This window comes from Roseburia sp. 1XD42-34, assembly GCF_009917385.1.
Lineage (GTDB): Bacteria > Bacillota > Bacilli > Bacillales > Amphibacillaceae > Virgibacillus.
The window spans coordinates 84,393-108,953 of sequence record NZ_QWLJ01000012.1; the positions used below are offsets into that span (position 1 = coordinate 84,393).

Annotated in this window: 24 protein-coding genes and 1 tRNA gene; 19 read left to right on the top strand and 6 right to left on the bottom strand. The window is 37.6% G+C overall.

Translation table 11 applies throughout. The annotated features are described in order from the left end of the window. Positions 1-329 precede the first annotated feature (329 nt). The 7 genes from D1839_RS09105 to D1839_RS09135 all read left to right on the top strand — a co-directional run bounded on the left by D1839_RS09105 (position 330) and on the right by D1839_RS09135 (position 7,811). The gene (locus D1839_RS09105) at positions 330-1,322 is read left to right on the top strand and encodes a tetratricopeptide repeat protein (RefSeq protein ID WP_120379587.1); all 993 of its coding nucleotides are present in this window, start codon (positions 330-332) and stop codon (positions 1,320-1,322) included. Positions 1,323-1,379: 57 nt separating this feature from the next. After that, on the top strand, positions 1,380-2,369 hold the full coding sequence (gene trxB / locus D1839_RS09110; RefSeq protein ID WP_120379588.1) for a thioredoxin-disulfide reductase: 990 nt from the start codon (positions 1,380-1,382) through the stop codon (positions 2,367-2,369). Positions 2,370-3,423: 1,054 nt separating this feature from the next. Further along, complete coding sequence (locus tag D1839_RS09115) at positions 3,424-3,885, top strand: 8-oxo-dGTP diphosphatase (protein ID WP_120379589.1); 462 nt, start codon at positions 3,424-3,426, stop codon at positions 3,883-3,885. A gap of 219 nt (positions 3,886-4,104) precedes the next feature. Next, a complete protein-coding gene (gene rapZ, locus D1839_RS09120) occupies positions 4,105-4,986 on the top strand; it encodes an RNase adapter RapZ (RefSeq protein ID WP_050352349.1) in 882 nt (293 codons plus the stop codon). Between the two features lie 3 nt (positions 4,987-4,989). Further along, positions 4,990-5,982, top strand: coding sequence for a gluconeogenesis factor YvcK family protein (locus tag D1839_RS09125; RefSeq protein WP_286164760.1), 993 nt, complete (start codon positions 4,990-4,992; stop codon positions 5,980-5,982). 251 nt (positions 5,983-6,233) lie between these two features. After that, entirely contained in the window at positions 6,234-7,178 is a 945-nt protein-coding gene (gene whiA, locus D1839_RS09130; RefSeq protein ID WP_120379590.1) for a DNA-binding protein WhiA, read from the top strand. Between the two features lie 378 nt (positions 7,179-7,556). After that, positions 7,557-7,811, top strand: coding sequence for an HPr family phosphocarrier protein (locus tag D1839_RS09135; protein WP_050352352.1), 255 nt, complete (start codon positions 7,557-7,559; stop codon positions 7,809-7,811). A gap of 42 nt (positions 7,812-7,853) precedes the next feature. On the opposite strand, the gene clpP is transcribed toward D1839_RS09135, so the two are convergent. Next, positions 7,854-8,441, bottom strand: coding sequence for an ATP-dependent Clp endopeptidase proteolytic subunit ClpP (clpP, locus tag D1839_RS09140; RefSeq protein WP_050352353.1), 588 nt, complete (start codon positions 8,439-8,441; stop codon positions 7,854-7,856). 221 nt (positions 8,442-8,662) lie between these two features. Here clpP and D1839_RS09145 point away from each other — a divergent pair. Beyond that, positions 8,663-8,735 (top strand) — tRNA-Arg (locus D1839_RS09145). 237 nt (positions 8,736-8,972) lie between these two features. Here D1839_RS09145 and D1839_RS09150 read toward each other — a convergent pair. Together D1839_RS09150 and D1839_RS09155 are read right to left on the bottom strand one after the other, a co-directional pair. Next, positions 8,973-10,205: an NRAMP family divalent metal transporter gene (locus D1839_RS09150; protein ID WP_120379591.1), complete on the bottom strand. Its 1,233-nt coding sequence runs from the start codon at positions 10,203-10,205 to the stop codon at positions 8,973-8,975. A gap of 19 nt (positions 10,206-10,224) precedes the next feature. Continuing rightward, positions 10,225-10,980 (bottom strand): LamB/YcsF family protein, encoded by a 756-nt coding sequence (locus tag D1839_RS09155; protein WP_120379592.1) that lies wholly within the window; start codon positions 10,978-10,980, stop codon positions 10,225-10,227. A gap of 993 nt (positions 10,981-11,973) precedes the next feature. On the opposite strand from D1839_RS09155, the gene D1839_RS09160 reads away from it, so the two are divergent. The 6 genes from D1839_RS09160 (at position 11,974) to D1839_RS09185 (ending at position 15,636) form a co-directional block, all read left to right on the top strand. Further along, a complete protein-coding gene (locus D1839_RS09160; protein WP_158589632.1) occupies positions 11,974-12,111 on the top strand; it encodes a hypothetical protein in 138 nt (45 codons plus the stop codon). Positions 12,112-12,934: 823 nt separating this feature from the next. Beyond that, entirely contained in the window at positions 12,935-13,678 is a 744-nt protein-coding gene (gene pxpB, locus D1839_RS09165; protein WP_120379632.1) for a 5-oxoprolinase subunit PxpB, read from the top strand. After that, a complete protein-coding gene (locus tag D1839_RS09170; protein ID WP_120379594.1) occupies positions 13,671-14,666 on the top strand; it encodes a biotin-dependent carboxyltransferase family protein in 996 nt (331 codons plus the stop codon). The genes pxpB and D1839_RS09170 overlap by 8 nt, the downstream gene beginning before the upstream one ends. 102 nt (positions 14,667-14,768) lie before the next feature. Continuing rightward, complete coding sequence (locus D1839_RS09175) at positions 14,769-15,017, top strand: atypical membrane-integrating protein (Mistic protein) (protein ID WP_120379595.1); 249 nt, start codon at positions 14,769-14,771, stop codon at positions 15,015-15,017. Between the two features lie 86 nt (positions 15,018-15,103). Beyond that, positions 15,104-15,319 carry a hypothetical protein gene (locus tag D1839_RS09180; RefSeq protein ID WP_120379596.1) on the top strand — a complete coding sequence of 72 codons (216 nt, stop codon included), beginning with the start codon at positions 15,104-15,106 and terminating at the stop codon, positions 15,317-15,319. 2 nt (positions 15,320-15,321) lie between these two features. After that, complete coding sequence (locus tag D1839_RS09185; RefSeq protein WP_120379597.1) at positions 15,322-15,636, top strand: YolD-like family protein; 315 nt, start codon at positions 15,322-15,324, stop codon at positions 15,634-15,636. Positions 15,637-16,150: 514 nt separating this feature from the next. On the opposite strand, the gene D1839_RS09190 is transcribed toward D1839_RS09185, so the two are convergent. Beyond that, the gene (locus D1839_RS09190) at positions 16,151-16,708 is read right to left on the bottom strand and encodes a shikimate kinase (RefSeq protein ID WP_120379598.1); all 558 of its coding nucleotides are present in this window, start codon (positions 16,706-16,708) and stop codon (positions 16,151-16,153) included. Between the two features lie 503 nt (positions 16,709-17,211). On the opposite strand from D1839_RS09190, the gene aroD reads away from it, so the two are divergent. Continuing rightward, on the top strand, positions 17,212-17,979 hold the full coding sequence (gene aroD, locus D1839_RS09195) for a type I 3-dehydroquinate dehydratase (protein WP_158589633.1): 768 nt from the start codon (positions 17,212-17,214) through the stop codon (positions 17,977-17,979). Positions 17,980-18,023: 44 nt separating this feature from the next. Here aroD and D1839_RS09200 read toward each other — a convergent pair whose 3' ends face one another. Together D1839_RS09200 and D1839_RS09205 are read right to left on the bottom strand one after the other, a co-directional pair. Beyond that, positions 18,024-18,680: a protein kinase family protein gene (locus D1839_RS09200; protein WP_120379600.1), complete on the bottom strand. Its 657-nt coding sequence runs from the start codon at positions 18,678-18,680 to the stop codon at positions 18,024-18,026. A 160-nt stretch (positions 18,681-18,840) separates the two neighbouring features. Next, entirely contained in the window at positions 18,841-19,245 is a 405-nt protein-coding gene (locus D1839_RS09205; RefSeq protein WP_120379601.1) for an RNase H family protein, read from the bottom strand. Between the two features lie 951 nt (positions 19,246-20,196). Between D1839_RS09205 and rpoN the strand changes: the two genes are divergently transcribed. The 4 genes from rpoN to gap all read left to right on the top strand — a co-directional run bounded on the left by rpoN (position 20,197) and on the right by gap (position 24,487). Further along, complete coding sequence (gene rpoN / locus D1839_RS09210) at positions 20,197-21,483, top strand: RNA polymerase factor sigma-54 (protein ID WP_120379602.1); 1,287 nt, start codon at positions 20,197-20,199, stop codon at positions 21,481-21,483. A gap of 1 nt (position 21,484) precedes the next feature. After that, entirely contained in the window at positions 21,485-21,733 is a 249-nt protein-coding gene (locus D1839_RS09215) for a glutaredoxin family protein (protein ID WP_120379603.1), read from the top strand. Between the two features lie 678 nt (positions 21,734-22,411). Next, positions 22,412-23,443: a sugar-binding transcriptional regulator gene (locus tag D1839_RS09220; RefSeq protein WP_120379604.1), complete on the top strand. Its 1,032-nt coding sequence runs from the start codon at positions 22,412-22,414 to the stop codon at positions 23,441-23,443. Positions 23,444-23,479: 36 nt separating this feature from the next. Then, a complete protein-coding gene (gene gap, locus D1839_RS09225; RefSeq protein ID WP_050352367.1) occupies positions 23,480-24,487 on the top strand; it encodes a type I glyceraldehyde-3-phosphate dehydrogenase in 1,008 nt (335 codons plus the stop codon). The last annotated feature ends 74 nt before the right edge of the window (positions 24,488-24,561 follow it).

Consider the following 24,561-nt stretch of genomic DNA (forward strand, 5'->3'; position numbering starts at 1 on the left):
GTCCTTTGCTATCTGTCTAAGAAAGGTAACGGCTTACATAATTCTGCATAGCCCTTCAATCTTGGAAGATGAAATCCAAGGCAAGGGCTAAGTGAAGGTTTAGCGGTAGTCAAATATCCGAATCTGCTCAGAGGTCTTTTGGTCACAACTTGTGTACTACCAATTAATGGAGATATAAGCACTCCCGATTTATGATACAATTTGAAATGTTTCGGTAGATTTTTACATTATTGAACGTATATCCTCTTATTCCCTGTTGCGCTACTATATCAAACCGTTAATAAATATGATATACTTTGATCGTATGTTTACAGACTAGGGGGATATTCATGCAACAAGTTACAAGTAAATCCAATGAAAGACAAACCAACGTTCTCCCTTTTATTCCTGAAGGTGATTTTTATTTCACAAAGGGTGTAGAAGCTTTTCAAAAAAGGAAATTTGATATTGCGGTAAAGTGGCTAAAAAAAGCAATTGATCACAAACCCGATGAGGCTTTATATCAATGCCAGCTATCGATTATATATACAGAAATTGGTGCATATCATGCTGCCAATGACCTTTTAATGCATGTATTAAAGATTTCGGAGAATGTGGATTGTTACTATTTATTAGCGAATAATTTTGCACATCTTGGTTTATTAAATGATGCAAAAAAATATGCCAATCTTTATATACAAAAAGATCCAGATGGCGAATTTAAAGAAGAAGTTCTCCATCTATTAGAATTAATCGATATTGAAGAAGAAGATACAGATGAAGCGTTAGAGGAAGAAGATGAGCTGCTTATTTATCAGGAAACGGTTTTTTATCATATGGAGCATTATGAGTGGGAAAAGGCCCTTCATATTTTAAAGGAGATGCTCGTGTTATTTCCAGAGCATCCAAATACGAAACATGATTATACGCAAGCGCTCTTTTTTCTAGGTGATGAGCAACAAGCACTTAATATAGAACTGGAAGCAATACAGACGAATCCGGATTCACTGTATGGACGCAGTAATTTGGCTTTATTTTATTACTATTTAGGTAAGGAAAAAGAATATAATTTCTATATAGAGCCATTACTAAAGGTATATCCGATTCATGAACAACAAAAGCTGCGTATTGCTATAACAATGGCTCGTACGGGAAAGTTTGTCGAAGCGGTAAGACGGTTTAAGATGTTAGCTAAAGATAAGGTGAGCGGCCATTTGTCATATTTTCGCTTTTATGCATTAACTGTATACCATAATGGTGAGCATGAAAAAGCAATTTCCATTTGGAAGGAAGGATGTAAAAGACATCCTGAATTAATCAGTGAAACAACGCCTTGGAACTAGGATTGTAGGGCCTGAGCATAATAATAGACGAATGATGCTTCGTTTATTAAGCTTAATATGGCTGAATTATTTACGAGAAAAGAGGCGAATAGAATGTCTGATATAAAAATGTACGATGTAATTATTGCAGGAGCAGGCCCAGCCGGAATGACTGCGGCTGTTTATGCCTCTCGAGCTAACTTAGAAACATTAATGATTGAACGTGGTATACCTGGTGGTCAGATGGCAAATACGGAAGACGTGGAAAACTATCCGGGATATGATCATATTCTTGGTCCAGATCTATCCAATAAAATGTTTGAACATGCCAAAAAGTTCGGTGCTGAATACGCTTATGGCGATATAAAAGAAGTTGTCGACCATGGTGAATATAAAACGGTTGTTGCGGGACAAAAAGAATATCATACTAGAGCGTTAATCATAACTACTGGCGCGCAATATAAAAAACTTGGCATTCCTGGAGAAGAAGAGCTTAGCGGTCGCGGTGTCTCCTATTGTGCTGTTTGTGATGGCGCATTTTTCAAAGATAAAAATCTGGTCGTGATTGGCGGCGGAGATTCTGCTGTAGAGGAAGGTATTTATTTGACTCGTTTTGCTAACAAAGTAACAATTGTTCATCGTCGCGATCAATTGCGAGCACAACGCATTCTTCAAGACCGAGCATTTGAAAATGATAAAATTGATTTTATCTGGGATACCGTAGTAGAAAAAATCAATGAAAGTGCTGGAAAAGTTGGCAGTGTCACATTGAAAAACAATAACACAGGCGAAACATATGACCATGAAATTGATGGTGTGTTCGTCTATATCGGTATGGTGCCATTAAGCGAACCGTTTCAGGCGTTGGGGATTACCAATGAGGATGGCTATATTCCAACAAATGAAAATATGGAAACAAAGATACCTGGTATATTTGCTGCCGGCGATATTCGAGAAAAAACATTACGTCAAATTGTAACAGCTACTGGAGACGGCAGTATTGCAGCAGAGCAAGCAATTAAATATGTTGAAGATTTAATGGAAGAGTTAAAAACGGCACAATCATAGGAAACTACGAGGCTGTTCAAAAAGTGCGCTAAAAATGACAGGGATAACTTCTTTGTTTTAGCAAAGCGTTATCCTTTTCCTACGGGGAATGGGTTTAGAGGGAGCCTATACGATTGCTCCTATATATGTATTGCACATCGGATTTTCTGTTAAAACCGCCCATGTCCTGACGGGCGAAGAAATCAGGACATCTTTGTACAAGCGCGCTGGATTTCGCCGCTTTGAACTCAGGTGCTCATGTGCTAGTGTCAGCACTTGAACAGGTTAGGAAAAGGCTACAACAGCAATACATGCATACAGAAAAAGTGTTTTTCTTTTGCAAGGACGCCTGAGACCTTAGCAGACCCCGGTCCTTTTTAAACACGTACTTTAAGAAAAATTTACGTTGAGTCATTGCTTTTTAATCACGCTGTAATATTAGCGCAACATTCGTGGGGTATAATGAAAACTAACTAATTGACCCCCTTTTAATAGATAGATTAGTTATTTAGCACAGATGAGAGCATCTGTGTTCTTTTTTGTTTTGAACAAGCCATTTCTGCTCATGCTTACGATGATGTGCATTGCGGCATTGCGTCGCATGACAGCAGTTATGGTGGACGTCGGCTTATCTCGCTATACCATAGAGGTATCACATCTGTTGGGGAAATTTACTTTTTACTTCTACTAATTCTTGATGCGACGACCAATTTGTCAGAAGCCATAATTCATTTGTTTATCATTCCAACAGCATGTTAACCTTACGGATTTTAAAAAATTTTTGATAAATGAAGGTGTAACTATGAATATAAGCTATATGAGTCGTGCGAAAACATTATGCCTTTCAATTGGAGAAATTATTTCGAATGTTGGATCATTTTCGATTTAAAAGAGAATATTTGCACAAAGAGAAGCTACTTTTTTAAAAATATTAAAGAGAGATTGCAACCGAGCTGTTTCTATTATGACAAACCGAGTCATAAATAAGGAAGTTTCATTTTCATCATAAAACTAGTATAATTGGGATGGTAGTAAAAGTTTTTATTTAGTTTCGGTTCATTTAGAGGTGATGGAAATGAAACAAGTAGCTAATTGCATCGTAATAGATCAAGAGCAAATTTTAGTTTTAAAAAAACCGAAGCATGGCTGGTATGCAATACCTGGTGGGAAAATGGAGTTTGGCGAAACCATAAAAGAAGCGGTCGTCAGGGAATATAAAGAAGAAACAAATTTAACCATTCAGAATCCAAAGCTAGCAGGAGTATTTACGTTTACTATTATACAGGGCAAGCGACGGGTGGAAGAATGGATGATGTATACATTTACTTGTAAAAGCTATTGTGGCGAACTTGCTGCATTCTGTAGAGAGGGAGAACTGGAATGGGTTCCCATCAATCAAGTGCAGCACTTACCAATGGCTGAAGGAGATCGGCTGATTTATAAGCAAATCTTTGAGAATGAAAATGAACATGTTGTATCTGGAGCTTTTGCTTATACGCCGACAGATAAATTGATTGAGTATCGAATGGACTCGTAACATGATTTAATTTTACAGATGAAGCTTTGGAGCGGTAATGACAGTCTTCATTTTGCTTATTATGGATAAAATAAAATGAAAAGCCATACGAATGAGTTCCACTTTATACGTTGTATCATAAGTTAATAACTGACGTTCTAAATTCCTAATGGATTAAGTAACAGGAATCTTTTTATAATCATTTTAACAGGAAGCGAATGAGAGAGGGAGACAAATCATATGAGTGAAAATCAGGAAACAAAATTAGTTATTATCACTGGAATGTCAGGTGCCGGTAAAACAGTTGCTGTGCAAAGTTTTGAAGATTTAGGGTACTATTGCGTTGATAATCTTCCTCCAACATTATTACCAAAATTTATTGATCTCATGAAGGATTCGACAAACAATATTCAGCGAGTCGCGCTCGTTATGGATTTACGTGCCAGAGAATTTTTTGATTCTTTATTTGAAGCATTAGATGTTTTAGCGGATGAAGAATGGCTGGACGAACATGTTCTGTTTTTAGATGCAAAAGATGAAAAGCTCGTCAGTAGATATAAAGAAACAAGACGTTCTCATCCGCTTGCTGTGGGAGGATTGCCTCTTAATGGAATACGCCAAGAAAGAGAAATATTGGATGAACTAAGAGGAAGAGCACAAAGGATTATTGATACAACCAATTTAAAACCGAAAGAGCTTCGTGAAAAGATAGTTCAAACATATTCAGAAGAAGATCAAGAAGTATTTTCTGTGCATATGGTTTCATTTGGTTTTAAATATGGTTTACCGATTGATGCTGATCTTGTATTCGATGTTCGTTTTCTCCCAAATCCTCATTATGTAACTAATTTACAGCCGTTGACAGGCTTAAACAAAGATGTATCTTCTTATGTGTTTCGATGGACGGATACACAAAAGTTTATGGCAAAAGTTCTTGATTTGTTGCAATTTATGCTTCCGCAATACAAAAAAGAAGGTAAGTCACAATTGGTAGTAGCCATTGGTTGTACTGGTGGGCAACACCGTTCTGTAGCACTGGCTGAATATTTTGCTAAAGAACTGCAAAAAGGTTATATCACGCACGTCACTCATCGTGATATTGACAAAAGAAAGGGACATTAAATAATGATGAATCAGCAGAAACTCCCGAACGTAGTAGTTGTTGGAGGTGGGACTGGAATGCCTGTTCTCCTTCGTGGTCTAAAGGATTTGCCAATTGATTTGACGGCATTGGTTACAGTTGCTGATGACGGAGGAAGTACGGGAAGAATACGTAATGAGATGGCAATTCCAGCGCCAGGAGATATTCGTAATGTAATTGCTGCTTTGTCTGACGCAGAACCGATGCTGATTGAATTATTTCAGCATCGATTTGATGTTTGTAATGGATTATCTGGTCATTCGTTGGGTAATTTATTATTAGCGGCAATGACTTCGATTACTGGGAATTTTAATATGGGAATTAGAGAAATATCCCGTGTCTTAAATGTCAAAGGGAAAATTTATCCAATTTCTAATGAAAATATGTCTCTTCATGCAGAAATGGAGGATGGGACAATTGTATCTGGAGAGTCGAACATCCCGTTAGCGAATAAAAGGATAAAGCGTGTATTTTTAAGTCCGCAGCCAGTGAAACCATTGCCAAATGCAGTCCGTGCTTTAAATCGTGCGGATTTAATCGTTATCGCGCCAGGGAGTTTATATACAAGTATCATGCCGACAATTATCATGCCACAAATTGCAGAGGCAATCAAACATGCAAAAGGGCGGGTTGTGTACGTGTGTAATGTGATGACCCAGGAAGGCGAAACGACGGGTTATACAGCAGCAGATCACGTACAAGCTATTTGCGATCATATTGGTGATGCAAGCATCGACGCAATTGTTGTACATAATGAACCCATAGAGAAAGCGATACGGGAGGTTTATGCAGAAGAAAATGCTACCCCGGTTGTATATGATACACAACGATTAATGGATATGGGTCTACAGATTATCGAAGGAGATATCATTGATCCCACACAGCCTACGTTAAGACATGATAATAATAAAGTTGCTTCATTGCTCTATTCATTGTTAAAAAATGACTATATAGGATACAAACATTATGGTGGATGAAAGAAACCATTGCAAGAAGATACATTGATTTAGCAATCGATAGTACATTGTCTGGTATAATACTATGTTTCTTTAGACTCTTTACCGTTTATTCCGCATATAAGATGTCGTAAAGCCTTTGCTTCGAGGGGGGTCCTAAGTAAATAGAAAATATGAGTTGAGGATAGCGCACCTAAGTTCTTGAGATGGGGGTTTTCACTTTATAGCTGCTGTTTGAACAGCCACTTATATGTAGAAGGGAGGGGATAAGTATGTCCTTTGCTTCCGAAATAAAAAAAGAATTAACAGCAATGGAAATATCGGATTGCTGTAAATATGCTGAATTAGCTGCATTAGTTCGGATGAATGGAGCTATCTCTTTGTCCAGGCAAAAATATACGTTAGATGTACAGACGGAAAATGCTGCTATTGCGAGAAGAATTTATATGTTAATTAAAGCCATTTACGATATAAGAGTAGAATTATTAGTAAGAAGAAAAATGAAGCTGAAAAAAAATAATGTGTATATTGTTCGCTTAAATGAAGGGGTAAAAACCATATTGGTAGACCTGCATATTTTGCAGGAGCCAATGACATTTACGAGAACCATTTCGGAGACATTTGTGCATAAGCCTTGCTGTAAGAAAGCTTACTTACGAGGAGCTTTTCTTGCAGGTGGATCAATTAACAATCCAGAAACCTCGTCTTATCATCTGGAAATTTTTAATTTTTATGAAGAACATAACGATTCTTTGTGTGATCTGCTTAACCAATTTGAATTGCGCGCCCGTAAATTAGCACGCAAAAATGGTTATATTGTTTATATAAAAGAAGCAGAAAAAATTACGGAATTCTTAGGTGTTATTGGTGCTCATAACGCTTTGTTTAAATTTGAAGATGTTCGCATTGTTCGAGACATGCGTAATTCAGTTAACCGAATCGTTAACTGTGAAACGGCAAATCTAAACAAAACAATTGGAGCGGCATTCCGACAAATTGAGAATATCCAGTTTATAGAGCGGACAGTTGGTCTAGATCAACTTCCTGAAAAATTAAGGGAAATTGCGATTCTTCGGGTAAAACATCAAGAAGTATCTTTAAAAGAATTGGGAGAATTAGTGGAGAGCGGTAAAATATCGAAATCTGGTGTTAATCACCGACTAAAGAAAATCGATGCCTTTGCAGAAAAAATTAAAAATGGAGAGTTTGTACCATAAGCTTTGCTTGTAAAATATACCATGATATAATAAATGTAAAATGATGTTATATTGTTTTCGATTAGATAAATATGTTGTTTTGCTAGGCAGAAGGGGCTGGAGTACCTAAATGGTTAACGATAAATGCGAATAACCCATTCTTAGCTTCGAAAATATGCATAGGCTAAAGCAGAAAGAGTAACGGCGAGATCTCACTCCGTATGTTAGCACGATGAGACTCGCAAGCCGTTCTCTGAAATCGAAATGGTTATTTACTACACCATCCACTATGTGTAAATAGTTCGGATTAAACACTTTGTTCCAGACCTCATTATGAACATTGGATTAGAAATAAAATAATTAGTGACAGCGCTTTCGCGTTCGGGGAGGATGAGATAGTTGGTTGAGCGACTGATTAAGGTAAAGCTGCCTGCGGGTTTACAGGCGAGACCGGCAGCTGAATTTGTTCAAGAAGCAAATCGTTTTACGTCTCATGTTTTTATCGAAAAAAATGGAAAAAAAGTAAATGCGAAAAGTATTATGGGATTAATGAGTATAGCCGTAACGAAGGGGGAGGAGATTACACTTATTGCGGATGGAACAGATGAGGAAACAGCGATTGAAAGATTAACGAAATTTGTGTCAGAAACATAGAAAACCGCCCTCTTCTAAAAAAGGGCGGTTTTCTATGGGAAATTATTCGGGTTTACGTTCTAAGACTTTATCTATTAAACCATAATCTACGGACTTCTCAGCTGTCATAAAATTGTCGCGGTCTGTATCACGTTCAATTACTTCAATTGGTTGTCCTGTGCGCTCCGCAAGAATCTGGTTGATTTTTTCACGCATCTGAATAATTCTGCGAGCATGGATTTCAATGTCTGCAGCTTGCCCCTGTGTTCCGCCTAATGGCTGGTGAATCATTACTTCACTATTTGGCAATGCGTAACGTTTACCTTTTGCTCCTGCAGTTAACAGAAATGCTCCCATAGAAGCTGCCATACCTGTACAGATAGTCGATACATCTGGCTTAATAAATTGCATGGTATCATAGATTGCCATGCCTGCAGTGATGGATCCACCTGGTGAATTGATATATAAAGAAATATCTTTTTCTGGATCCTCTGCTTCTAAAAACAACAATTGTGCTACAATAGAGTTTGCAACGTTATCGTCAATCGCACTTCCTAACATAATGATTCGATCTTTAAGTAAGCGTGAGTAGATGTCATAGGCACGTTCACCGCGGTTAGTTTGTTCAATTACTGTTGGTATTAAATTCATAACAATCATCCTCCTCTATCTATTCGTATATCCAAGATATCGATATATTTATCATAACTAATAGGTCAAAAAAGGTCAAACAAAAAACATTGAGATTTTGACAAATACATTTCCATTTATTCCCCTTTCTTGTGAAAATAAACGTATAAAAGAAAAAAGGACTTGTCTAATCAAGCAATAAACGTTATAATACTCTATGTGCCTTCTTTTGAAAATGATATGCGCCCGTAGCTCAGGGGATAGAGCAACGGTTTCCGGTACCGTGAGTCGGGGGTTCGAATCCCTCCGGGCGTGCTAAATTGATAAAAATCCGCTTTAACCAAGGAAAAGCCACCGAGGAGGTTGCTTCCGTGTTAAAGTGGATTTTTTGTATAGGTGAATAGGGAGTGTCGACGACTCCTCATCTTAAGAACTGGAGTTTCCATTCTACAACACGTTCATGTGGGGATAGGAGGCCTGAATGCAACAATTAGAGGCGTATCATTACAGCACTAATAATGATGAAAAAACCCCAACTGATGAAAGACCTCGTTATTGGAAAATGAATGGTATTTGATCAATCATCGTTATAGCGCCTAAGAAACTCATCATAATCACAACGATGCTGCCTGTTACAGTTAACCATAGTGGGTGCTTATATGAACCAACGATTTTTTTCTTGTTTGCAGCAATCAATAGGGTGCCTAAAGCAAGGGGCAAGATAAGGGCATTCAAAGCTCCGACTAATATAAGCATTTGCACCGGCTCCCCAATGAAAGCAAAGGTTGTTGTAGAAATGATGATAAATAGAATGGTAATCCAATTATGATATTTTTCAAAGAATGGACTAAAAGAACGAATAAACGAAACGGATGTGTAGGCGGCTCCTACCACAGAGGTAATAGCAGCTGCCCACATAATAACGCCAAACAGTCGATAGCCCATGTCCCCGACTGCTAGCTGAAAAACAGAAGCTGGAGGATTGGTTGGATCGATGGTTCGTCCTTGTGAAATAACGCCGAGAACTGCTAAGAATAAGGCGACGCGCATGACACCTGTAACAACGATGCCAGCTATCGAACTTTTTGAGACGTAGGATAGATTTTTTTCTCCTTTTATTCCCGCATCCAACAAACGATGCCCACCTGCAAAGGTGATGTAGCCGCCGACAGTCCCACCAACTAAAGTAATGATCGCATAAAAGCTTATTTTTTCCGGTTGCACTGTGTTTATCAGCGCTTCTCCAACAGGCGGAGAGGTTGCAAAAGCCACATAGAGCATTAATAATATCATCATAAATCCGGCTACTTGTACCACTTTATCCATTGCTTTACTCGCTTCTTTTATGGTGAAAATCAGGATAGCAAAAATGGCGCTTATTATTGCTCCATAAATAGGGTTTAAACCGAGCATAGCATGTAAACCAAGGCCTGCTCCAGCAACGTTTCCTATATTAAAGGCGAGACCCCCTAATACAATAAGAATTGCTAAAATAATGCCAAGTCCAGGGAGAACTTTATTAGCAATTTCTTGTCCTCGTAGCTCGGTTACTGCAATAATCCTCCAAATATTTAACTGTGCAACCACGTCTAATAGTAAAGAGACGAGTATGACAAAGGCAAAACTTGCTGCTAACTGCTGTGTAAACACAGTCGTTTGTGTTAAAAATCCTGGTCCTACTGACGAAGTCGCCATTAAAAAAGCTGCTCCAAGAAGAATGCTTCTGTTAGATTTCTTTTTCATTTTTGTTGTCTCAAGTTGTGAACCTATTTTCTTTGCAGTCATGTAGTTTTTCCTTTCTCATTTAGACTGGGGAAATTCGGATGTTGTGTTTCTGCAAGGTATCAGTAATATAAGCAGCAAATTCAAGGGCATACTTCCCATCTCCATGGATACAAATCGTATCAGCTTTTAGTGGAACAGCAATCTTTTGTGTGGAAATAACTTTACCCTTTGTTACCATATGAATGACCTGGGATACTGCTTGTTCTTGGTTGGTGATTAATGCATTATTTTCCTTTCGGGAAGTTAAGGAGCCGTCTGCTTGGTAAGTACGATCGGCAAATACTTCATGGGCAGTTTTTAAGCCGATTTTTTCTCCGGCGTTCGCAAGTTCACTGCCAGATAATGCATATAAGACTAGATTCGTGGAAAAATCATATACAGCTTGTGCGATGGCATCTGCCAACTCCTTGTCTTTGGCAGCCATATTATATAAGGCTCCATGGGGCTTCACGTGTTGCATTTGTGCATTGTATGTAGTTAAGAAAGCATGTAATGCGCCAATTTGATATACAACCATATCATAAGCCTGTTGAGCTGTAATCGCCATTTCTCGTCTTCCAAATCCATTTAAATCTGGCAAGCCAGGGTGTGCTCCGATCTTCACCCCGTTTTCTAAAGCCAGTTGGACTGTTTCTCTCATTACCGTAGGGTCTCCAGCATGAAAGCCGCAAGCGATGTTGGCGGAAGATATATAGGTGAGGATGTCTTTTTGTTCACTTAGCTTATACCGTCCGAAGCTTTCTCCCATATCACAATTTAAGTCTACCTCAAACATTCTTTTCCTCCTACTCCATTTCAATATTCTTACACCATTTCCTAAATAAGCGTATTCGTTACTGGATAGGGAAATTTGGTATAAATATATGGTCATGTTAGCATAAAATTTTCCGATTGGGAAGGTTGTTATTTTACAAATCGGAAAAGACGGAAATCTTTTCCCTTAGATAGGTGTTAAGGAAATGGTCAAGGCGGGTTACAATGATGAATCCCATATTATTTAAAAAGTATGGGTAAATTTAACTGTTTTCAATGAATTCACAAAAAACATTGACATAAAAAATGGTTTATTTATAATAAACGTAACAATTTATAAAATAATTATAAATAGTATGAAAGAAACAGTAAAAAGAAAAATCCAATTTAATTATGGATGTAATCAAAAAAGCATCAAATAACTGACGATTATGAAAAAATAATACTAAATCTGGACAAATAGCCTTTGCCGAAATATGTTTATTGGATCAATTTATTGATTAACTGTATTAGGAAAAAGGATCGGGATATTGTCCATCTATTAAATGAAGACATCCTGAAAAAGAATGTGCGTCAAGAGGAATTTGATAATAACTTAATTGTGGGTACAAATGGATTGGAATAACAAGGACGATAATCAGCGAAAAAATATGAGTCAATTTTTGGCGAAAATTAGGCGCGTTCCATTCTCTGCTTCATTTATCAAAAAGGTTTGGCTATTCAGATGAATATATATAAATATCACAACAAAAAATGAATGTGGATGCTTTAAGGAAAAACAATCCAATACTAGATGAAGGTAAAAAAAGCAATGATATTGAATTTAATATGGTGAATACCATCAGCTTAATCATAGATTATGTCAAAAAAAGAAAAGGTATTGTTCTTTGAGTACGATTGTAGACTTAGCCGAAAATATTATGCAAAAATGATCTGCAAGAAGCCGATTTATTTAAAAAGCTGGTTTTATCGTACCTATGCAATGATACCAATGATGATTAAGGATTACGAAAAAATGAATAAATATATGGACTACGCTGAGCAATACGCAAGAAAGACAACTAATAAGGTTTTAAATAAAGAAATATTACATCCAACTTTAGAAAGTAGATTCAAAGAATTTTCGCTTTGCGCTGACACAACAAAAAATTAAATGAAATGATCAAGCACAATAAAAATGATGCTATGCCTTATATTGAATATAGATTAACGACAGATGTCGACGTTTTGATACAAGGGATGAAAATTTGTTATCCACCATCAAATATATTACTGGCAGAGATGTATTATTTTTCAGAAAAGGATAATTTGAATAACTCTGAAAAATATTCTTCACCAAAAGTATTTTCTCTTATTTTCCGAGTAAAAAGATAATGATTGAAATCCAAAAATTCGATCATGATAACAGTAATTTTGTAACAGGAAAAATAACTCAGCAATAGCGTTAATACAATTTCTAATTTAGAACATCAGATTCTTTCCGTTATACAGGCATAAAAGCAAGATTCCATGTCCTCACTATCAACCGTTTTGATACTGAAATACTGCCGTTCTGTAACTTGAATATTCATATTGGGGTATCGTTAGGAAAACGTGGTAAAACGTTAAGGACATTTTCAAGACGAATACCCTAATAGAATAAAAATCCCATCAATTATAATAAAGCTGAAAATTTCCTTAGCGTAGGGAAAATCGGCTTTCTTTATGTCTAATTTTCCTTAGCGTATGTTTTCAGCGTAATGTTGGCGGTACCCCAAGGAGGAAAAAACACCTAAATTGTACTTCATTTCATGTTCTAAGCATGTTCATATAAGATGAATAACTTGATAAAATATTCACAATTTAGTAGAGAAAAAGTCTAAGGTGCTTAAAGTTAGCATCTGTATCTTGACGTATCAATTTCTTAAATCGTATAATTTGTAGAAGTTCATATTTTGTATCATTATTTTGAAAAATGGAACAAAGCAGGTGATGAAATGAATCATTTATTAACTGGAGCAGAGCTCAGACCGATTAATGATTCCGCTCTTGTTGTACAGTTGGGAAAGGAGCCGAGTCCAATGGTGCACGAGGGAGTTATGTATTTTTCCACGTTATTAGAAGAAAATCCCTTTCATGGATTTATAGAATGTGTGCCAGCCTATCTTAATGTAACGGTTTATTATAATCCCTATTTGGTATACCAATCTCAATCATTTCATACGATTGTATCTCCGTTTGAAATCGTATGTAATTATATCAAATATTTATTACATCAATTAGCTGATCAGAAACGGTTTACGGGAAGCAAAATTGTCATTCCTGTGCTCTATGGAAATGAATACGGCCCAGACTTAGACTATGTGGCACAATATAACAAACTATCTATAGAGGATGTCGTCCGTATTCACACAGAAAAAGAATATTTGGTTTATATGATCGGTTTTGCACCTGGTTTCCCTTTTATTGGTGGGATGAGCAAACAAATTGCCACTCCTCGAAAAAGTACACCTCGTTTAGCCATTGCACCAGGTTCTGTTGGGATTGCTGGTGAGCAAACAGGTGTGTACCCTTTAGAAACACCAGGCGGTTGGCAAATTATTGGTCGTACTCCAATTAAGCTGTTTTTGTCTGAACAAGTGCCCCCATCCTTATTAAAAGCCGGTGATACCATTCAATTTCTATCCATATCTCACAAAGAGTATCAGCAATATGAGCAAGGAGGAAGGAAGAATGAATAGTGTATCCGTTCTTGAGCCAGGTTTATATACAAGTATTCAAGATATCGGGCGATTTGGGTATCAGAAATATGGTGTGATCGTGAGTGGAGCAATGGATTCTTACGCTTTACGCATTGCTAATTTACTCGTGGGAAATAAGGAAGAAGAAGCTGGAATCGAAATGACTTTATCTGGAGCGACGTTACAATTTCAGAAGACCGATTTAATTGCTATTACGGGAGGTGATTTCATGCCCCATATTGATGAAAAACCAGCTCCTATGTGGCGTCCTATTCTGATAAGTAAAGGATCCGTTTTACAATTTAAATTTGCTGTAAAAGGTTGTCGGGCGTATATTGCATTCGCTGGAGGTATACAGGTACCGAAAGTAATGAGAAGTAAAAGCACTTACGTTCGTGCAGGAATAGGAGGGCTTTATGGGAGAATTTTGCAACGAGGAGATGGTTTTACCTCTGGTAATTGGAGCTACATAGCAGAGGCGTTGGCACAGAAATTAGCCTCATCTTCACAACGCTATTCATGGTCAGTCAATCCTTACCCGCTTATTCGTTTTCATCAAAACCCCTCTATTCGTGTTTTAAAAGGAAGTGAATATGACCGTTTTGATGAAGCAAGTAAGCAAGCATTTTTTAGTGCACCGTATACGATTACTCCACAAGCAGACCGAATGGGCTATCGTTTAACCGGTCCTTCTCTTGCGTTAGCCGAAAAAATAGAGTTGTTTTCTGAAGCAGTAACATATGGAACGGTCCAGGTTCCTACAAATGGTCTGCCAATTATTTTAATGGCAGACAGACAAACAACGGGGGGCTATCCTAAAATTGCTCAAGTAATTACAGCAGATTTATCCACCCTTGCACAGTTGCAACCGAATACTTCTGTTCGTTTTCAAAAAGTTGATTTGGAGGAAGCAGAAACAATATTTTTGCAAAATGAACATATTTTACAGCAAATTGCAATTCAGATTGAAATAAAAGCAAGTTACTGAGAAGTAGCTTGCTCATTTTATAGATAAGCAAGTATCAAATTGATATCGGCTGAGTGGTGTTTGTTCGTTTGGTTTTAGGGCAAGCTAAGATGGGTGATGTATATGAAAGCTACAGAGGTAGAAAATAAACAATTTGATAAAGCGCTGGATACCTTCATTGAACTATACAATAATTTGGAATCTGATGTGCCGCTAATCCAATTTACTGATGATGTGGTGGAGCAAATTGAAGCAGCTAAACAAACATATGGGGAAGAAGTCATTCATGAAAAAATCAACTCCATTGTGCGAGAAGCGCTTTCTTGGGCAACGTTAACCAAAGGTATGCAAGAAACGGATGCGCAAGAGTGAGATGAAAAAATTACCTAAAAAAATACGTATACACGTTCTGTTTTTGTGGTATAATAGGAACAAATGTTCCTATAGGAGGCTGTATTATGAAGCACATCTTACAGTGGTCGAAGGAGAATAAGCAAAAGCTGATCTTGTTTTATATGGATCATAACAATCAAGTAACACAACGATTCGTACGGGTAATAGATATAGAGGAAGATTCATTTATAGCATTTTGTTTCTATCGCAAACAGGTTCGTAGGTTTAAGTATAGCCACGTCCTTTCCTGTGGTCGAAACCAAAGAAAGGGGAGTGCATAACAATGCGTGTATATGATCGAGGCTCCATAAAATGGACATCTATGATGCTGCCAGAGCATGTGGATTTACTCCAAGATATGTGGAAAAGACTAGAAGATAAAGAAATGCCTGTTTTAGATGAACAAAAGCTTGCAGAGTTGGATCTTCGATTGCAAACTGCTATTCACCAGAACCTCACTGTGGAAATTAAGTATTATAATGGGCGTGATTATTTAACCAGTAAAGGGAATTTAAAATACGTTAATCGTGATCATCTTTGCTTGCAATCTGATAAAGTAATTAAGCGGGAGCAGGTGCTGGATATATGGATAAATTAGTTTTTTCAAAAGATAAGAAAGTAAAAAATGAGGCGCTTGTGGATATCGAAATAACCGAATAGCCACGCCTAGCTCCATTGCCCAGTAACGATGCGACATTAGAAATGCGCCTTACGATAAGACCACAGCGGCTCGTCGTTAAGAGGAAGGCCGACTAAAAATGGGCTTGCCGCTCAGACGTCGGCACACCCCAGTTTTAGTGGTATGAATAGTCACGTCTGGCTTAAGCGCCCAGCAACTAGGCGACTTCACGAAAGCGCCCGACGATAAGTCATCATTGGTTCGTGCCTCACCGTGATTCCTTTATCTCGATTGATTCGTTCCAGTCGCTACGTTGCTAAACGTGCGCCCTGCGCCTTTGTTCAAAGATAAGAAAGAGTGTGTGAGTGACGTATCGTATACAGTCCTTCTTTGTATTTACAAGGAAGAATTATCAGCGTATATCGCGATAACCCGTGATTATTTGAGATTTTTATTTCTGCCCATTTACTCGTATAAGGGTAAAAAACTCCTATTATTTAGCTTGTGGCTCATAAATGTCCCAGGCGGTTTTTAAAGCTTCTACAATATATTCTGCAACTTCTTCAATCATTAGTGCATCTGTTTGTACAGTCGAATGATGAGTTTGGTAAATAGCTTTGCGCTCAAGAAATAACTGTTTGATTTCAGTTAAGTTTTTTCCCTGTAACACTGGTCTGCTGTCAATAAGTAAACTAATCCGGTCCTTCCAAGAATCCCATGACAAATCAAGATAAAACACAATACACTTTTGCAGGCAGATACTTCTAATTTCCTCTTGGAGAAAAGCTCCTCCGCCTAAAGAGATGATTTTTAATTTTTGCTTACAAAGTTCATGAATGATTTCCTTCTCCTTTTTTCTGAATACTTGTTCACCATATGTTTGAAAAATTTCTGTTGTAGCCATTCCAAAAGCTTCTTCAATAACTTGGTCTGCATCGATAAAATCCCGATACAGCTTTGCGGCTACTGCCTTTCCGATGGATGTTTTACCAACCCCCATAAATCCAATTAACACAATACTTTTTTGACGTAAAGGAATTTCAGTACACATTAGTTAACCTCTTTCTAATTATATACATTTTGGTACAGGTAAAGGGTACCACGGGCTCTCGCTTTAAAGACGAAGGGAGAATGGAGCTAGCATTGTATGTAGGAGAAGGGCTATTTTTCAGAGCTAAGTGAAACCTTGCTAGCGGCTAGATCTTCATGTTCAAGCTCGACTAAACTATTGAATAGCAATCTATCACACGCAAAAAGCTCTATCAGCATGTTGGTTTAATTCCTTCTGTATAATTTTGACAAAAGAAAGCTACTGTTCATCTTGTTTTATTCATTATAAGCGAAAAAATAGAGACTTGCACTTGAAAATAAATTCTAGTTGGCAATTCTGCCTATTGCCATTATAATAAGGAATCAATAAAAGCAAAGGATCGTAATGATATTTTAAAATAAATAGACAATGTACACGAAATGAGGGCTTTAGGCTAGAAAGTTTGTAATAAGCATTGTGGAAAGCATATGTTGATTAAAAATAACATGAAGGAGAGAAAAAACGTGGAGACGATCACAGTGAAAGATGTACATATAGGAAAAGGCATGCCGAAAATTATTCTTCCCATCATGGGAGCAACATTACAAGAAATTAAACAAGAAATAATAAAAGCCAAACAGGAGAAACCTGATATGCTGGAATGGCGTGCAGATGCTTTATCAGCTGGAGATAATCGGGAAGAAATTCTCCTTGTGTTAGCTGAAATAAAACCCTTGATAGAAAATATTCCTTTACTTTTTACTTTTCGAACGTATAAAGAAGGGGGACAGAAAGAAGTAACTCGGGAATATTACGATCAGCTGTTGAACCAAGCGATAGAATCAGGACTTATCGATTTAATCGATATTGAATTTTTTACAGAAAAAAAGATTCGAGAGAAATTAGTACGAAAAGCAAGCGAACGTCATGTTATAGTTATATTATCGAATCATGATTTTCAAACTACCCCAGCAAACGATGATATGTTATCACGCCTCAAGTCGATGCAAGATGCAGGAGCAGATATTGCGAAACTGGCAGTAATGCCTCGCGATGCAGAAGATGTCCTGCGTCTGTTACAAGTAGCAGCAAAAATGAAGGCCGCCTATGCACAAAAACCATTTATTACTATAGCTATGGGACCTTTAGGAATCTTAAGCAGGATTGGTTGTGAACTGGTAGGGTCAGCAGCTTCTTTTGGTTCGGGGATGCAGGCTTCGGCTCCAGGACAACTATCGGCTACGGAATTAAAAAATATACTTCAAATGATGCATCGCTATTTACAGAAATAAAATATAGGAAGCAGGTCAATGTATTCAATAATTTTCCTCATTTTCTAGCCATCTGCTTGATTTGTTCGATGGTGCCAACGATCGAGCCATCGTTGTGTGAGCCTGCTCTTATATAATGCTGCAATGCCCTCCAAAATAAAACGCGGTATTTTTTTAGGAGTATATTTTTTAAAATATACAGAATCAAGAATACGTTTAATATCCTCCCACTGCTGGTCGTGCTTCGTTTGCCTAAATCTGGCAACATCGATAACTTTGACCGTTCCTGTTGGTGTAAGAATAATATTTCTTAAGTGAACATCAGCGGGATTTAGTCCTTGTTGCTTTGCGTATGCAAATGCTTGATCAGCTTCTTGAATATGTTCCTTCGTGAATGGTATCCCGTTCATTAAGCAATCATATAAAGTGACACCAGGAATGTAATCAAGTACAAGATAATTAGTACCAAATGCATACATTTTTGGAAACAAAGAACATCCCTTTAGCTGTTGGTAAACAGAAGCTTCTTCCCGTGCGATATGTTCATAACCTGTAGGAAACACTTTAAGCACTTCATTTGTTTCTTCCATTTTACATACTACTGCACTTCTACCGCTGCCTATAAGTTTCAAGGCAGGAGACATAGATTCAATGATAATTTTATGCTTTTCTGTTTTTATTTTTATACTATGAACTAAAGCGGATATTTCATCTGGGTCCAAAGTAAACACTCCTTAGCACTACCCGTGAATAATATACGGATATATCCAATTAAAAAGCACGCTTTTTCCAACAGGAGAGAGCTCATCAGCAATATGTCATAGATGCCAGTCTTTATTCTTGTTCTTATAAGTATAGAAAAGTGTGCTTCAATATGGTGCTTTATCTAATTTTTGAATGGTGGTTTCGAATCGCTTGTCGAGCCAATCTATCTGCATGCATATTTTGCTTTTCAGGAATCCATTTAATAAAAAAGTGAGGAAACTGAGAAGAATGCTCAAGGATTGTTTGTAACAACGGGATAAACGCTTTGTTTTTTGTATAATTCTTCTCAATTGTTTCAACAACGATTTTGGAATCGGCACGAAACGATAAGATTTCATTTGGGAATTTTTCTTTACAGATAATTAAAGCTTGTATTATAGCATGAAATTCAGCTTCGTGGTTAGAAAGATTACCTAAAAAGAAGGTATAATGGTACTGGTTATGTCCTTGCTTGATATAAACACCGGCTCCGCTAGGTCCGGGGTCTCCATTAGATGCCCCATCTGTGTATACCTCTATCATGCTTGTACCTCCTTAATATGTATGCTGATTATAGCATATACGGATATGGAATAACACGCTAATGATATGGAAGGTGAAGAATGCAAGATATAAAAGAATTTGCTGACTTACATTATTTGCTTTTTATCCCGTATATCAGATGCTGTAAGTCCGGCTTCGGGAGTAGGATATTTGGTACTGCGACAAGTCTAAGTTAACAGCACCTAGGGGGGGAGAAGGCAATTGCTATCTTTAAGCGTAGACAGCAAGCTAGTGGACCGAAAACGAAAACGCTGAAGGGATGGAGTCCCTAAAACTGTAAATAGGAAAGCTGATAATGTTATGCTCTCAGAAAGCAATATCTATGAATCGAAAAAAGGCGAGATGAAATAGATTTCCTCGGGGTCTGAGACCTTGGCAAGCTAGACAACGTTAGAATATGGAAACTCGGGAGATTCTATGGTGTCTTTCTAGGGAACCAGAGAGTATCGCGGACAATGATAAGAAAGCAAGGAAGCCAAAAGCACGATAGGAAGTCGGATGGCAACGTAGTTCCAAAGAAGCCGGGTAATGCTGGTGGAGGAAAGGTTAGCCACTCCGTTATCGTTTTTTTAAAGGTAACGGAGTAGAGCCGAGTGCGGTATTACCACTCGCTCGGTTCTGTGAGGGGGGAGGAACGCAATCCTAAAGGAAAGGTGCCCTCCTACTCGACAAAATTGTTGCTTTTGGGATACAGACTTAATGGAATAGCCACGTCCGGCGCATGAGCCCAGCAACTAGGCGACTTTACGAGTCGCCCTACGATAAGTCATTATCGGTTCGTTACCTCACCGTGATTCCTTTATATCAGTTGCTTCGCTCCAGTTGCTACGTTGCTAAACGGGTGCTCTGCGCCTTTGTTCGTAACATTCTCTAGAAGGAAATTCGTTTTTATGGCAAAATATAAGAAAGGGAAGGAAGTAGGAGATAGTCATGAAGTTACAGCTTGTTAATGAGCAAGTGTTACAATGGAAAATGAATCAATCCTTGATGCAGTCTATTCAAATATTGCAATTTTCCAGTACAGAGCTAGTCGATTATTTAAAAGAACTAGAAAAAGAAAACCCGCTCATTGAAGAGATAAACTATGATGATGCGAATATTCCATATCGATCTTCTACAGATCATACAATAGCTCCAGGAGAAATAAATGCAAACGAATTAAGTATGTATGATCATTTAAAGAATCAGTTATATACGCTACACATACCAGAGGATATGAGACCGATTGTTTTATTTGGTATTGATTCCATCAATGAAAGCGGTTACCTGGATATCGATCTGGAACTATGGGCTGAACAGTGTCAGACTACTGTGAGCAAGGTGGAGCAAGCGTTAAAGCTCATCCAATCTTTGGAACCAGCTGGTATAGGAGCAAGGACCTTAAGCGAATGTATCGTTTTACAATTAAATATTTCGTCTGAAGAAGTTCCATTTGTAAACGATTTATTGAACCATCATTTAGAATGGGTAGCTGAAGAAGATGTGGAGGCGGTAGAGGCCCATTATGAAAAAAGTCCTGTATATGTGAAAGAATTGTTTGACCAAATTAAAACATGTCACCCAAAACCGGGACATTTGCTAGATACGAAAATAGACCATTATATTATTCCCGAAGCTTCTATTTATAAAGAGAACGGAAAATGGCATTTATCATTTTATTCTTGGAGTGCGCCTAAGCTAACTATTAATGATGATTATTATCATATGGAGGGGGTTGGCAAGGAAACGGAAAAATACATTAAGGAAAAACAGACACAGATAGAAATGGTGAAAAAAGCAATTGCATATCGGAGTAACACGTTAGAACGTGTTATACAATGTATCATTGAAAAGCAATCCTTGTTTTTTGAACATGGCGTCCAAATGCTGCAATCGTTAACATTAAAGGATATTGCAGACGAATTGGAACTCCATGTGTCAACGATAAGCCGCGCCATCGCCCAAAAGTACGTACAAACGCCAACTGGAATTTTACCATTGAATTTCTTTTTACAAACTGGAATCAAACAAACCAATGGTACAAAGGCTGCTGCATCTGCTATTAAAAAATTTATCGTCGATCTTATAGATAGTGAAGATAAGTGCAAGCCTTTTTCTGATGAAAAAATACGGAGATTATTAGCGGATCATTATGATATTAAAATTGCAAGACGTACGGTCATGAAATACAGAGAACAAATGCAAATACCATCATCAACGAAAAGAAAGGAGGGATAGTTTGACAACGGTATATTTTTATACAAAAACTGCCTGTCCCCTATGTGATGAGGCAAAATGGATGCTGGAAATGTTTCAAAATGAATACGGGCTACAAGTGGAAGAACGTGATATATACACCGATGACCAATGGTTGGAACAATATCAATTAATAATCCCCTGCATTCAAGTGAATGACGAAATGCTAGACGCCTCCCAGCTAAATTGGGAAACATTGAAAAAATTTCTGGAGCAATATGCGCGTAAGTAAAAGCAAGGGGGGCTAGTCTGCATTTAAGACGTGAAGTTGGAAGATAAGGTTGTGAAGTAGCAAAACTAGAATGTTGTAAGTGTGGAGCGCTGTCTTATAGCAATTTTTAAGAATACGTAATTAGCTCATAAAAAAACAAGCAACTTTTCAGGAACTGAAAATGTCACTTAAAACGTTTTCGCCCTTGTAATAACAAACAGTTATAAAGAAATAATTTGATAAATGTGGCTATCTAACTTCATTGTTTTTCAAAAAAGTAATAAGGTTAGTTGTTTTTTTGAAAATGTTAGAAAATCTGAGCTGATTTTCACTAGATAACATAATGGAGACATTCAAAAACTATGAGAATATAGACCTGCCAAACAACGCAATGCTGTAAACATTAATAAAGAGAATACTAACAAAAAGCATAAACTTATGATTATCTTATGAATCCATAATCGTTGGCATAAAAATGCTATTGGCAGCATGATTATTTACGTATGTTTACGTATGTCTAATGTGCTTCCAATCCGCTTCACATAATTTTAACATTATATTGGTTGTGTAATTAAATAAATTTGGTATAATATACATGTAAGCAAGATAACATAAAGCAAGGAAAAATTTTTTTTGCAGCTTCCGGGACGTAATATATCCACCCGGGACTTCAAAGGTCCAGGTGAAGGAGTCCTTAGAATGAGAAATTTAATTCAACTACAAAAAAGATTACTACCTGATATGCTGGGAGTAATGCAACGGCGCTATGCGATGCTGCGCACCATTGATCTGTTAGAGCCAATAGGTAGAAGGGGACTAGCTGAAAACACAAATGTGACCGAACGAACTGTACGAGGAGAAATCGAACTTTTGCAGGCACAAGATTTAATTCAAATAACTGCGAAAGGTATGTTTATTACAAAAGAGGGTAAATTAATTCTGGAACAGTTAGGTGCATTTATGAGTGAAATAATGGACTTACGTGCGTTAGAAAACAAACTAAAGGATGCGTTATCCATCCGTAACGTTATCGTTGTCCCTGGAAATAGCGATGAGCATGAATGGGTTAAACAGGAAATGGGAAAGGCGTGTGTGGCAAGCTTAAAAACCATGATAGGTGAACAACCAACGATTGCTGTAACTGGTGGAACCACAATGGCTGCTATAGCAGCTATGATGACGCCATTTGAACAGAGCAATAATGCGCTTTTTGTGCCGGCTCGAGGCGGTATTGGTGAAAAGGTAGAAAACCAGGCTAATACGATTGCAGCTGAAATGGCCCGCAAAGCACATGGCGATTATCGCTTGTTATATGTTCCTGATCCATTAAGCGAATCAGCTTATCAAATGATCATCCAGGAGCCAAGCGTGAATGAAACATTATTGCAGATAAAAACGGCAACGGTTGTGATGCATGGAATTGGCGATGCGCTCACAATGGCGTATCGGAGAAAAACACCAGAGGATATTGTGGAAAAATTGCGCGAGCATCAGGCGGTAAGCGAAGCTTTTGGTTATTATTTCGACAAAAAGGGTAATGTTGTACATAAGGTGCGTACAGTTGGCATACAGCTGGAAGATTTAAAGCAAATCCCTTATGTTATTACCATTGCAGGTGGGCGCTCTAAAGCGCAAGCAATTGCTTCGTATTTTAAGCGAGCAAAAACAGAGCTGCTAATCACCGATGAAGCAGCCGCAGAAGAGATTTTAAGGGGAACATCCTCCCTTTAAATATAAATTATTAATTCATTTTTAGGAGGAATTATAATGGCAGTAAAAGTAGGAATTAATGGTTTTGGTAGAATAGGACGTCTTGTATTTCGCCTTGCTCTACAAAATGATGATGTAGAGGTAGTTGCAATCAATGACTTAACCGATGCTAATATGCTAGCTCATTTATTAAAGTATGACTCTATCCATGGTATTTTGGAAGAAGAGGTTTCTGTAAATGGTTCAAATATTGTTGTTGGTGGAAAAGAAATCAAAGTAATGTCTGAAAGAGATCCTGCTCAATTAGGCTGGGACAAACTTGGTGTAGAGATTGTAATGGAATCTACAGGACGCTTTACAAATAGAGAAGATGCCCAAAAGCATATTGACGCTGGTGCGAAAAAGGTAATTATTTCTGCACCTGGTAAAAATGAAGACTTAACAGTAGTAATGGGTGTTAACGATAAAGAATATGATCCAGCAAAACATCATGTTGTATCTAATGCTTCTTGTACGACAAACTGTTTAGCACCATATGCTAAGGTTTTACATGATAACTTTGGTATTAAACGCGGTCTAATGACTACAATTCACTCTTATACAAATGATCAGCAAATCCTTGATTTGCCACATAAAGATTATCGTCGTGCTCGTGCAGCAGCACAAAACATTATCCCGACAACAACTGGTGCTGCTAAAGCAGTAGGAAAAGTTTTACCAGAATTAAATGGCAAGTTAAATGGTGGCGCAGTACGTGTTCCTACTCCAGACGGTTCTTTAGTAGACCTTGTTGCTGAATTAGAGAAAAATGTAACTGCAGAAGAAATCAATGCTGCATTAAAAGAAGCTGCGGAAGGTGAATTAAAAGGTATCCTTGAATACAGTGAAGCACCACTTGTGTCTTCAGATATTTTAGGTAACCAGCACTCTTCTATTGTAGATGGCTTATCTACAATTGTTTTAGAAGATAACCTGGTAAAAGTTATTTCTTGGTACGATAATGAAATGGGTTATTCTGCACGCTGTGTTGATTTAGCCGTACTAATGAACAACAAAGGACTATAAGAAAAAATAGTGGGGGAGGAGCATGAATAATCCTCCTCCTTTTTCCTTGTTATTAAGGAGTTTAATGCATTTCA

Coding starts and splice junctions, on each gene's coding strand:
- D1839_RS09105 (WP_120379587.1), top strand. CDS start 330: ATGCAACAAGTTACAAGTAAATCCAATGAAAGACAAACCAACGTTCTC.
- trxB (WP_120379588.1), top strand. CDS start 1,380: ATGGCTGAATTATTTACGAGAAAAGAGGCGAATAGAATGTCTGATATA.
- D1839_RS09115 (WP_120379589.1), top strand. CDS start 3,424: ATGAAACAAGTAGCTAATTGCATCGTAATAGATCAAGAGCAAATTTTA.
- rapZ (WP_050352349.1), top strand. CDS start 4,105: ATGAGTGAAAATCAGGAAACAAAATTAGTTATTATCACTGGAATGTCA.
- D1839_RS09125 (WP_286164760.1), top strand. CDS start 4,990: ATGATGAATCAGCAGAAACTCCCGAACGTAGTAGTTGTTGGAGGTGGG.
- whiA (WP_120379590.1), top strand. CDS start 6,234: ATGTCCTTTGCTTCCGAAATAAAAAAAGAATTAACAGCAATGGAAATA.
- clpP (WP_050352353.1), bottom strand. CDS start 8,441: ATGAATTTAATACCAACAGTAATTGAACAAACTAACCGCGGTGAACGT.
- D1839_RS09150 (WP_120379591.1), bottom strand. CDS start 10,205: ATGACTGCAAAGAAAATAGGTTCACAACTTGAGACAACAAAAATGAAA.
- D1839_RS09155 (WP_120379592.1), bottom strand. CDS start 10,980: ATGTTTGAGGTAGACTTAAATTGTGATATGGGAGAAAGCTTCGGACGG.
- D1839_RS09160 (WP_158589632.1), top strand. CDS start 11,974: ATGAATAAATATATGGACTACGCTGAGCAATACGCAAGAAAGACAACT.
- pxpB (WP_120379632.1), top strand. CDS start 12,935: ATGAATCATTTATTAACTGGAGCAGAGCTCAGACCGATTAATGATTCC.
- D1839_RS09170 (WP_120379594.1), top strand. CDS start 13,671: ATGAATAGTGTATCCGTTCTTGAGCCAGGTTTATATACAAGTATTCAA.
- D1839_RS09175 (WP_120379595.1), top strand. CDS start 14,769: ATGAAAGCTACAGAGGTAGAAAATAAACAATTTGATAAAGCGCTGGAT.
- D1839_RS09180 (WP_120379596.1), top strand. CDS start 15,104: ATGAAGCACATCTTACAGTGGTCGAAGGAGAATAAGCAAAAGCTGATC.
- D1839_RS09185 (WP_120379597.1), top strand. CDS start 15,322: ATGCGTGTATATGATCGAGGCTCCATAAAATGGACATCTATGATGCTG.
- D1839_RS09190 (WP_120379598.1), bottom strand. CDS start 16,708: ATGTGTACTGAAATTCCTTTACGTCAAAAAAGTATTGTGTTAATTGGA.
- D1839_RS09205 (WP_120379601.1), bottom strand. CDS start 19,245: ATGATAGAGGTATACACAGATGGGGCATCTAATGGAGACCCCGGACCT.
- rpoN (WP_120379602.1), top strand. CDS start 20,197: ATGAAGTTACAGCTTGTTAATGAGCAAGTGTTACAATGGAAAATGAAT.
- D1839_RS09220 (WP_120379604.1), top strand. CDS start 22,412: ATGAGAAATTTAATTCAACTACAAAAAAGATTACTACCTGATATGCTG.
- gap (WP_050352367.1), top strand. CDS start 23,480: ATGGCAGTAAAAGTAGGAATTAATGGTTTTGGTAGAATAGGACGTCTT.